Annotated in this window: 11 protein-coding genes; 7 read left to right on the top strand and 4 right to left on the bottom strand. The window is 39.5% G+C overall.

The genetic code is table 11. From position 1 onward, the window contains the following. Positions 1-80 precede the first annotated feature (80 nt). The 7 genes from AAEY87_RS03485 (at position 81) to AAEY87_RS03455 (ending at position 6,856) form a co-directional block, all read left to right on the top strand. On the top strand, positions 81-1,061 hold the full coding sequence (locus tag AAEY87_RS03485; protein WP_350655964.1) for an O-antigen ligase family protein: 981 nt from the start codon (positions 81-83) through the stop codon (positions 1,059-1,061). A 21-nt stretch (positions 1,062-1,082) separates the two neighbouring features. After that, positions 1,083-2,210, top strand: coding sequence for a glycosyltransferase family 4 protein (locus AAEY87_RS03480; RefSeq protein WP_350655963.1), 1,128 nt, complete (start codon positions 1,083-1,085; stop codon positions 2,208-2,210). 6 nt (positions 2,211-2,216) lie between these two features. Then, on the top strand, positions 2,217-2,816 hold the full coding sequence (locus tag AAEY87_RS03475) for a sugar transferase (protein WP_350655962.1): 600 nt from the start codon (positions 2,217-2,219) through the stop codon (positions 2,814-2,816). 2 nt (positions 2,817-2,818) lie between these two features. Beyond that, positions 2,819-3,784, top strand: a complete 966-nt coding sequence (locus AAEY87_RS03470; protein ID WP_350655960.1) for an ATP-grasp domain-containing protein — start codon at positions 2,819-2,821, stop codon at positions 3,782-3,784. Positions 3,785-3,900: 116 nt separating this feature from the next. Beyond that, positions 3,901-4,842, top strand: a complete 942-nt coding sequence (locus AAEY87_RS03465; protein WP_350655958.1) for a DUF4184 family protein — start codon at positions 3,901-3,903, stop codon at positions 4,840-4,842. A gap of 310 nt (positions 4,843-5,152) precedes the next feature. Continuing rightward, on the top strand, positions 5,153-5,488 hold the full coding sequence (locus AAEY87_RS03460; protein WP_068034810.1) for a hypothetical protein: 336 nt from the start codon (positions 5,153-5,155) through the stop codon (positions 5,486-5,488). Between the two features lie 156 nt (positions 5,489-5,644). Then, complete coding sequence (locus AAEY87_RS03455; protein ID WP_350655957.1) at positions 5,645-6,856, top strand: DegT/DnrJ/EryC1/StrS family aminotransferase; 1,212 nt, start codon at positions 5,645-5,647, stop codon at positions 6,854-6,856. Between the two features lie 25 nt (positions 6,857-6,881). On the opposite strand, the gene scpB is transcribed toward AAEY87_RS03455, so the two are convergent. The 4 genes from scpB to AAEY87_RS03435 form a co-directional block, all read right to left on the bottom strand. Continuing rightward, positions 6,882-7,439, bottom strand: coding sequence for an SMC-Scp complex subunit ScpB (scpB, locus tag AAEY87_RS03450; protein WP_350655975.1), 558 nt, complete (start codon positions 7,437-7,439; stop codon positions 6,882-6,884). A gap of 110 nt (positions 7,440-7,549) precedes the next feature. Beyond that, on the bottom strand, positions 7,550-8,371 hold the full coding sequence (locus tag AAEY87_RS03445) for a segregation and condensation protein A (RefSeq protein WP_350655974.1): 822 nt from the start codon (positions 8,369-8,371) through the stop codon (positions 7,550-7,552). 219 nt (positions 8,372-8,590) lie between these two features. Then, the gene (locus AAEY87_RS03440) at positions 8,591-9,670 is read right to left on the bottom strand and encodes a tryptophan--tRNA ligase (RefSeq protein ID WP_350655956.1); all 1,080 of its coding nucleotides are present in this window, start codon (positions 9,668-9,670) and stop codon (positions 8,591-8,593) included. Positions 9,671-9,805: 135 nt separating this feature from the next. Continuing rightward, positions 9,806-10,897 (bottom strand): LpxL/LpxP family acyltransferase, encoded by a 1,092-nt coding sequence (locus AAEY87_RS03435; RefSeq protein WP_068326327.1) that lies wholly within the window; start codon positions 10,895-10,897, stop codon positions 9,806-9,808. Positions 10,898-11,143: the final 246 nt, after the last annotated feature.

Here is an 11,143-nt window from a genome sequence, read left to right as displayed (position 1 = left end):
CTTTATGATTATGTTTGATGATCGTATCAGCAAGCATTTAATCTAAATGGCAGTTACACAGAATCAGGGATGGTCTCAGTTTGATTGCTATATTCTCTCTTGTATTCTTTGTCGTTATACAAAGTATTATCTTCCAAGGTAGTATGTTGATCATAGTTCAGTCTATAGCTTTGGTCCTATTTTTATTTTTTACATCTCAGATAGCTTTAGCTGAAGGTAAGTCTTTCTATCATAAGGAACAATATAAAACACTATCTAAAATCTTACTTATATTGCTCCCTTTTTTCCTTGTAAGCTTTACGCGTTGGTCTGACTTTCGCCAACCTGGGTTATTTATGAACCCAAACATTACCAGCCATCTGGCAGTGATGTTATTACCTTTTATCTTATTGGGTTTGGATCGTAAGAAATACAAATTTCTAGCAGTAATGTTAGTAGCTTTAATCACCGTTATTACTGCGTCTAGAAGTGCAACGTTAGCATTCATATTGAGTTTGTTGTCTTATATCTTTGTCACAAAATTCCCGAGAAGTAATTTTTTCACGTTGTTTTTATTACTAGCAACAGTACTAGGTATATCTATTTATTCGGTCGAAATTGCAGATTGGGTAGCTGGTCATGTTTCTGGTTTAGCAAGTTCGTCTGATTCACGTCTATTGGACACTGGTTATAACGGGCGTGATGTATTAATGCAGTTAGCGCTCGAAAGGTTTCAAAGTCAACCTATAATAGGATTGGGTTTTGATGGTGTTAAATTTGATAGAGGTGGTGGACGTGAGCTTGGCACACACAACGGACTGATAGAAACTTTGATAAAGTTTGGAATTATTGGCACTGTTATTTTCGCTCTGTTTTGCTTGTCTTTAATATGGATGACATCCAAACATAATCCTAGATTCAAAGCTGTTACGGTAATGTCACTTGCAGCAATATTTTCTTTATCTACCAATAGTTCAACTTTCTTTGTACTTAATTACCTGTTTATTTATTCAGTTATCTTGGTTTATTTAGGTTATAGAGCACAAGATGAAAATGAGAAAGAGCTTTCTGTCGAACACTAATATATTTTAATAGAGTTATTTATGAAATTTTTACTTGTAGCTAGTTTTGCCAGTTCTTTAATTGGTTTTCGCAAACCCCTTATAGTTGCGCTATTAGAGAGAGGGTTAGAAGTTCATGTGGCTGCTCCAGAACTATTAGATAATCAAGTGGTAATGACAGAGCTAACACGATTGGGCGTCATACCTCATAGTATTTCGATGCAACGAACAGGCATCAACCCTGTAGCAGATACACAAGCTTTGATTTCTCTCTATGCTTTGATGAGAAAAATCAAGCCAGACTATATGATGGGATACACTATCAAGCCTGTCATTTACGGAACGCTTGCAGCTTGGCTGGCTCGTGTGCCTAAGCGTTTTGCTCTAATTACAGGTTTAGGCTTTGCTTTTACCGGAGAGGATGATAATAAGCGCAAACGCGTACGTGCTGTCGCTCAAGGTTTATACCGTTCAGCGTTGCGTCATTGCCAAGTGGTATTCTTCCAAAATCACGATGACGAGGCTTTGTTTCGTCAGTTGAATATTGTGTCTTCAAAAACACGTACATGTGTAGTCAGTGGCTCAGGTGTAGATGTAGAGGAATTTGATGTTGTACCTTTTGATACGCAAAAGCCATTACGCTTTTTATTGATTGCTCGATTATTAGGCGATAAAGGGGTGCGAGAATACAATCAGGCCGCTCAACAAGTTAAAAAGCTATACCCTGAAGTGCAGTTTGATTTAGTCGGAGGCCTTGATGCTAATCCAACTAGCATTACCCAAGCTGAATTAGATGAATGGATTAAAGCGGATACGGTTAACTTCTTAGGTCGCTTAAACGATGTACGCCCAGCGATTCAAGCATCTTCAGTCTATGTGTTGCCGTCTTATCGTGAAGGTACACCACGTACAGTACTAGAAGCGATGGCAATGGGACGTGCAATTATCACTACTGATGCACCAGGCTGTCGTGAAACAGTTGTAGATGGTGACAATGGTTTCTTAGTTCCTGTCAAAGACGTAGATGCTTTAGCACAAGCGATGCTACGCTTTATTGAGCAGCCAGCATTGATTGCACAGATGGGCCGACGTGCACGCATAATAGCTGAAGAAAAGTACGATGTGCATAAAGTAAATGCCCATATGATTTCGGAAATGGAACTGGAGTAACAACACATGATAAAGCGAATCTTTGATATTACAGCCGCTACTACGGCGCTAGTGGTTTTATCTCCGGTATACGCGGTTATAGCATATAAAGTTAAGAAGAATCTCGGCTCGCCGGTATTGTTTCGACAGATACGTCCCGGTATTAATGGTGAGCCTTTTGAGATGGTTAAGTTCCGTTCTATGAAGGATGCTAAAGACGCTGACGGTAACCTTTTACCTAGCAACGAGAGACTGACACCATTCGGTAAAAAATTACGCGCTAGTAGTTTGGATGAATTGCCTGAACTCTGGAACGTAGTAAAAGGTGATATGAGCCTTGTTGGCCCTCGTCCTCTACTAATGGAATACTTGCCACTTTATAGTGAAGAGCAAGCCCGTCGCCACTTAGTTCGCCCTGGCGTTACTGGTTTTGCCCAAGTCAATGGCCGCAATTCAATTTCTTGGGATGAGAAATTTAATCTTGATACATGGTACGTCGATAATCAATCCCTATGGCTAGATATCAAGATTCTATTCAAAACAGTAAAAAAAGTACTGATAAAAGATGGGATTAATGCTGATGGTGAGAAGATCATGGGCAAATTTAAGGGCAATACTGGAGAGTGATAATGAACATTTTGATAACTTCTGCTGGACAGAGAGTTTCCCTCGTTAAATCCTTCCAAAAGGAGTTGACTGACATCGATGAGAAAGCAAAGGTCTTTACTGCTGATTTTAATCCAATGTTAGCACCAGCTTGCCATATTTCAGATGGGTTTTTTTCTGTACCGAAAGTGACTGATGAAGAATACATTAGTCAATTGCTAAAAAATTGCTTAGACAATGACATAAAGTTAATCATTCCGACCATCGATACTGAATTAAATATTCTTAGTACCAATATCTCAGAGTTTGAAAAAAATGATATTCAAGTAGTGGTTAGTGATGCTTCCTTTATAAAGAAATGCCGTGATAAAAGAAAAACCAATGAGCTGTTTGAAAAGTATGGAATAGATACGCCCACACAGTTTGATCAAGATAACCTTGAGTTTCCTGTATTCGTAAAACCATACGATGGAAGTCGAAGTGAAGGCATATTTACAGCTTTTGAACCGAGCGATATAAAAGATGAGCATATCGATAATAAAAAACTAATGTATATGGAATACATCTCGGATGAGGACTACGACGAATTTACCATAGATTGTTATTATGATAAAAATTCTACTTTGAAATGTGTGGTTCCACGTAAGCGTATCTTAGTGAGGGCAGGCGAGGTAAACAAAGGCGTTACTAAGAAAAATATTATCGTAGATGAGTTTACAAAGAAGCTTGCCAAATTAGAAGGCGCTAGAGGATGCTTAACCATTCAAGTATTTCTACATAAAACTAAAGATATTATGAAAGGTATTGAAATTAATCCAAGATTTGGTGGTGGTTATCCTTTGACTTATTTGTCAGGTGCGAACTATACGAAATGGGTGATTGAAGAATATCTACTGAATAAAGAAGTCACAGACTTTAGTGATTGGGAAGGTGATTTACTCATGCTACGTTATGACGCAGAAGTTTTGGTCAGCAATTACGATAAGTAGAGTAATAGTTTTGGTTTGTATAATCTCTAGTTGTATATGATTCAGCTAGAATGTTAATCGATTAAGTACAAGATTTTTGACTTTTCGTTTAACACAAATAATAGAGTAGATTACAAATGGCTTTTACACCAGCTCATATGGCAGCAGCATTGCCGTTTTATCCTATTAGACGTTGGTTGCAATTTGAGGCATTACTCATTGGCACCATGATGCCAGATTTACATTATTATTTGAATATTCCTGACTCGTTTTCTCGTCAATCCCATGAGTGGGCAGGTTTACTTACGTATTGTTTACCATGGGGCTTATTGGTATTTGCACTATGGTATTGGTTATTGAAACCTGCTGCTTTTGCACTTATTGAACCGTTTATAAAAGGGTTTAGAGAAAATCCTTATGAGCAAAGATATGAAGAGCTAGGGACGAATTTATCTAGTAGGGAACGACAAATTACTGGTTATACTCCTAGATATTGGTCTTTTGCAGGACTAAAGAAGCGTACTAACCATTTGTTAAGCTCATTTTGGCCAACCGTAGTATTTGGGTTGATCTTAGGTGCAGCTACCCATCTAGTTTGGGATGGTATTACTCATGCCGATGGATTTATTGCACAGCGTATAGATTGGTTGCAGTATCCTTTATATTTTTATCCTTTTAAAGGAACAACCATTTCTCGGCTGTTGCAGTACTTAAGTTCGATGGCAGGGTTATTGGCACTGTTTTGGTTTGCTTTAGTAAAATTTAAGTCTTGGCAGCGTAGTAATCATGGATTGAAGAGCAGTAATCAAGTCTTAGATAGACAAGCAGAAGATAGTGTAACAAAGCCAGTATTAGCAAGAAAGCATAGCCTATTAATAGTTAATTCCATTGCCATTTTGTCAATACTATGGAATATGGATACTTTTTTAAGATGGTATCCGTCATTAACTAGTAGTCCATATACTTTCGCTGCAAAAGTATTGGTAAGTTTGCTTCAAGATGTTGCAATACTATGTATTGGTTACGCTGTGATTTATCATTTAATTTATTTATCTAGATACGCATTTCGGAAGAAATAAAAATTTGCTATAAGAAATGTTACTTCAGGTTTTTGCTATATTAAAAATTGGATAGAACTTTGTAAACAGCACTTTAACAAAAATGGCTGACTTATCTAGTTTTTGTGTGGATAGACTGAGTATTGAAAATTTTCTCAATATTTTATAATTCAATAGTCATTGTTAGAGCATTTAATATGTATTTGCTCTGATTTTAGTTAGCTTAGTTAATTTAATGTTTGATATGGCTAGAAGTTTGTATTATATTCGGATTAAAGAATATATAGAAAAATCCCACTAAATTATTTATATATCAACACTTGGAAATATCATGATTCTTATACACAATGCGCTTATTAATAATATCAAACGCTCTGAAGCGGCTTATAAGGTCTACCAACAGGGCTTGACCTATCATCAGGCTTTGCACATTTTTCATGCGAATGAAAAGATTTATGAAGAACTTAATTTTTTGTTGAACAATAACAATATAGATATGGCTATGAGTAAAAAAATATTTAATTATATTTTTTATCTCGAAGATTGGTTTTTACAGTTTTCAAAGCTTGAGAGTGAGATTGATGATATTGAAGATCGCTTTTCTTTTGTGTCATTAAAACATAGTATAGTTTATCCCTCGAGCTTCTTAGATGATGTTATACAATAGGGTGTGTTATTAATTGAACGTCATTGTTGTTTCGATATTAACAATACTCTTGAAGGATTTTTAACAATTACTATTTCTCGCACACTGCATATAAAATAACAAAGATAGAATAAAATCAAAAATTATTAATTTTCAATACTACAATGAGGAAGCTATATGTTAAATTCACCTTTTTCACCTTGGCCAAGCTTTACGCAAGAAGAGGCTGATGCTGTCAGTAAAGTGCTACTGTCTAATAAAGTAAACTACTGGACAGGACAAGAGTGTCGTCAATTTGAGCAGGAATTCGCTGATTGGTCAGATAGTAAGTATGCTATAGCGTTGGGCAATGGTACTTTAGCATTGGATGTGGCTTTGCAAGCGCTAGAAATCGGCGTAGGTGATGAAGTTATTGTTACTCCGCGTACTTTTATTGCTAGTATTTCTAGTGTAGTAAATGCGGGCGCTACGCCTGTGTTTGCGGATGTTGATGAGTCTACTGGTAACATTGCCTCAGAAACGATTGCTGCGGTTATAACAGACAAAACCAAAGGTATCGTGTGCGTGCATCTAGCCGGCTGGCCATGCGATATGGATGGCATGATGGCGCTTGCAGACAAGCATAACCTATATGTGATTGAAGACTGTGCACAAGCGCATGGTGCTCATTATAAAGGCCGTAGTGTTGGTAGTATTGGTCACATTGGCGCATGGAGCTTCTGTCAAGATAAGATTATGACAACTGGTGGCGAAGGCGGGATGGTCACTACTAATGACGAAAATCTATGGCGTAAGATGTGGGCATATAAAGATCATGGCAAAAGCTACGCTGCTGTATATGAAAAAGAGCACCCACCTGGCTATCGTTGGTTACATGAGAGCTTCGGTACTAACTGGCGGATGACTGAGATGCAAGCGGTCATAGGACGTATTCAGCTTGAAAGGATGTCTGACTGGACGGCTAAGCGTACTGCTAATGCGCAAGCAATCTTACAAGCGTGTACCCAATGGGAAGATAAAGGTTATTTGAATGCGCCAAAGTTAGAAGAAACACCAGAGTTTGCAGATTCTAAGCATGCATACTACAAGTTATATGTTTATGTGAATGCTGATAATCTGCCTGATGGCTGGTCGCGTGACCGTATCATTGAAGAAATCAGTCAGCTAGAAGTGCCTTGTTTTTCTGGATCTGCGTCTGAAGTCTATTTAGAAAAAGCATTTGATGGCACAGGGCTGCGTCCTGAGACTAGATTGCCTATTGCAAAGGAGCTTGGAGAGACTAGCTTAATGTTCTTGGTACACCCAACACTTACCGAAGCCGAAATCGAAAAAACGGTTCAGGCAATAAATACGGTATTTGCTAAAATAGACAGCTCAATTCAAGCATAATATTTGCCATTATACTAATTAGAACTCAAGATTCGCCACCAATAGCTGATATATCCGACATTGGTGGCAACTCGTCTAAATTAGTCAGTCCGAATGCATCTAAGAATTGCGCTGTAGTATGCAACAAGGCTGGACGACCCAACGTTTCTTTATAGCCATCTTCCTTTATCCAGCCTTTGTCAAACAACTGACGCAATATATTGCTAGATAGGGTCACACCGCGCACATATTCGATGTCACTGCGTGTCACAGGTTGTTTGTAGGCAATGACGCTCAGAGTCTCAAGCAATGCTTGGCTCAGGCGTTCTTGACGTTGAGGAAAAACGCGTTGTATCAACGCACTATAACTATCCGCTATTTGTAGGCGATAACCGCTGGCAGTCTCATGCAATCTTAGAACACCAGCGTCCAAGCGTAGCTGTAATAACTCTAAAGCTTGCTTTAACTCTTTATTAGATAAAGATAAATGCTTCTTGATGGCGTTCGCAGTGAGTGGTGCTTCTGACGCATGCAACAGTACTTCAATATGTTTGCTCAAATCTTCAAGATAATGATGATGCTCTTCAACAGAAGAAGGTAACATTGCCGATACCGGTTTTTGTCCTTTAGCACTGTGCTTTGTATCGTCAATATCTGTCATTAGAAAACGGCTCTTTTTTAATTATGCTGTGTAAATAAATAAGTAAAAAACGATTAAGCTAGCCACTGTAATGTTAACTGCCCGATTTGATTGTCTATTGCAGAATGATTAACATCAGCAGTATTTGCTACAGTAGTATCTATATTTGAATCAGCATTTACCACACCAACCAGCTGACGCTTCATCAACTCTAACACCGCAACAAAGCTGACTACCACACCTATCTTACCTTGCGCTTTATCTAGTAGCTCATAAAAGGAGCGCATGCCATCAGTGCTTAATTGCCTACTAATACTGGCAATACGGTCAGCAAGTGGTACCGCATCGATCTTGATGGTATGCATTTGATAGTCTGGCTGTAGCTGCATTTTAAACAAGCTATCGATTAATAAGGTAGGTGAGTAGTTCGGTAATTCAGCATTCATAATGTCTTGGCTAGGCATACTCACCATCGCTAAAAACACATCGCGTTCAAGACGGACTAGATTGTCCAAGCGCTGGCTGGCTGCTTTTATTTGCGCATACTCTTCCAAACGCTCAATCAGCTCTGCTTTTGGATCACGCTCATCGCTAGGTGTTTCAGACGAAGGTAGTAGCAGCTCCGTTTTGATCGCAATCAATGTCGAGGCCATCAGTAGATAGTCACCCGCTAACTCAAAATGCTCTGTATCCAACTCACTAATATAAGCCAAGTACTGCTCTGTGATAGGCAATATCGGCATTTGCGTCAAGTCGACGTTGTTTTTTTTGACCAGATATAATAAAAAATCTAATGGCCCAGCAAACTGTTCTAGCCAAATAGCAAACGCTTGCGGTGGCACATAGAGATCTTCAGGCAGCTGCTGCACTGGTGTCTGATAAATGCGCAGAGACATGTCGTGGATAACTGAGCCATCATGTTCGTTGTCATCAGATAATGACTCAGAGGCTCGATTCACGGCTGCAGACAAGACAGCTTTTGGCAAAGCCGATTGTTTGTTTTCTAGCTCAGTCTGCACGTTTAATATCCGCCCTGATTACGACAAGTTATGATAATCAAATGGTTGTTTGAGCCATATGACTATTCATACAAAATAATTGTTTATATTAAGCCACTATTTAAGTTTGGCAAGCGGACGGATACCAATGGCACGGCGAGTTTTGTCTAGTTGTTTACGGCTATGGCGACGAGCTTTGTCTGCGCCCATTTGTAAGATTTCTTCCAACTCTTTTGGATTGGCCATTAGTTCTTCATAACGAGCACGGAATGGCGCAATCTCGTTATTAATTTTGTCAAACAACACTTGCTTGGCATCACCCCAGCCGATACCTGCGGCATACTGCGCACGCATATCAGCAATCTCTTCAGAAGTAGCAAAGGCTTTGTAAATCTCAAAGATAGCAGAGTCATCAGGATCTTTTGGCTCGGAAGGAAGCTGTGAGTTGGTCACAATTTTCATAATAGCTTTATGCATCTGCTTTTCAGGACTGACTTGCGGATTAGGTTCACCAAATAGAGGAATAGTATTGCTATAGCTCTTACTCATTTTGCGACCATCAAGCCCTGTTAGTAGCGGGATGTCTTCATCAACGACCGCTGAGGGTAGCGTAAAGAGGGTTTTATAGCGATGGTTAAAGGTACCGGCAATATCTCGCGCCATCTCAATATGTTGTACTTGGTCGCGACCTACTGGCACATGGGTAGCATTAAACATCAAGATATCTGCTGCCATAAGGACGGGATAACCAAACAGGCCCATCGTAACCCCTTGATCTGGATCGACGTCTGCCTTTTCTGTATTGATATCGACGGCAGCCTTATAAGCATGTGCACGGTTCATCAGACCTTTGGCACAAGAGCAGTTTAAAATCCAAGCAAGCTCTGAGATTTCAGGTACATCTGATTGACGATAGAAGGTCACACGCTCTGGATCAAGACCACAGGCAATCCAAGTCGCAGCAATTACTTTGGTTGACTCATGAATGATAGCAGGGTCATAACAGCCGATAATACCATGATAATCTGCCAAAAAGAAAAATGCTTCATGATCACTATTTTGAATGGATTCAATTGCTGGACGAATCGCACCAACGTAATTACCCAAGTGTGGAATGCCCGTTGGTTTAATGCCCGTTAGAATACGTTTGGTTTCTTTTTTAGGTATATCTATAGGTGCGTCAGTTTGATTGCTCATGAAAAATCCGTTGTTGGTTTAATTTTTGGTTTATTCGATTATCGTTAATATGATATCAATCACTTGAGTAAACGACTCGATTTAATGGGGCAAAGTATAGCAAATTTTCCCAGTCATTTTCTTAGGAATAAAAGCCTACTTATAGATATCGGTACGACCTTCAGGGCTATTTTTAAAGCGACGGTGAAACCACATCCACTGAGTTGGATCAATACGAACCAATCCTTCTAGCACTTCATTGACGCGTGTAGCATCAGCGACCTCATCATTACTTGGATAGTTATCCAGTTCTGGTGTAATCGTGAGATGATAATGTGGCCTTTTACCGCTTGGTAGATTATCTGGCGTTTGCCGATAGGTATGCAGTGCCATTAGCGCTGGTGGATGCTGCTTGTCGCCTAACTTGGCCATACGCCGCGAAGCCGTGATAGTGGCTGCTGGCACGCCAAAAAATGGTGCCATCACGCCTTGCTTAAGACCGTAGTCTTGATCGGGAGAGTACCAAATCACATGTCCAGCTTTGATAGAGCTGACTAAACTGCGCATATCACGACTGGAGATTTGCTTGCCAAAAATATTGGTACGACCATTATAAATAAACCAATCGAGTAGAGGATTGTTTTGTGTACGATACATACAGTCTAAGGGAAAAAATTGGGCACAAAACAAGCCACCTAAGTCGAGCATCGTATAATGTGCGCCTAATAAAATAACAGGACGATTTTCATTTTGAGCATTAACTAAATGCTGTAAGCCCGAAATAGAGACAGTGCGGGTAAAGACATTAGGGCGAAACCAAGCGCATAAGGTTTCAAATACACCAATACCTTGATTGACGAAGACTTGCTTGGCCATCAATTCACGCTCGGCTTCCGGCTTCTCTGGAAAAGCCAGCTTTAGATTAATCAGCGTATCACGTCGCCGCGAGCCTGCAATTTTATAAATCAAAATACCGAGCTTACGACCCAACCAAAACTGCCAACGTAGCGGTAGGTATATCATCGGTAAAAAAATAACCAATAATAACCAAATCCCCCAGTATTTAGGCAATAAAAATTGCCACTGAAACGGCTTTTTTTCTGCTTGCGCAGTACGTTTATGAGTTTGCGTAATTGTTGGCGTACCAATAGGTATTGCTGGCGATTTAGCAGACTGCTGCATGCTCTGCGGCGGCGTGCTACTCTTTAAGGATGGTTTACTCGGATCGTATTGTTCGGGCGCTTTCATAGTGTCCTTTTGCAGCACAGGTTTATAGCATCGGGGCTAATGATGAAAAGTTATTATTATGATGGGGTAGCGGTAGCCTGTTTGCAAGTTAGTTTTATCAAAGCGCATTTATAGAAAGGTAAATATTTAACAGATTTTTCCAATACGCATAAAAAAACCTTATAAGCTGTGACCAGCTTATAAGGTTTTGCAAATCTATTCTTTTACTTGCTGCTGTTACTGTAACTCTGAGATAAAGACAATAAC

It is taken from the genome of Psychrobacter sp. S1-30-MNA-CIBAN-0213 (genome assembly GCF_040309845.1).
GTDB lineage: Bacteria > Pseudomonadota > Gammaproteobacteria > Pseudomonadales > Moraxellaceae > Psychrobacter.
The sequence above is the reverse complement of the archived record's forward strand: the minus strand, read 5'-3'. Positions and strand labels throughout refer to the sequence as shown.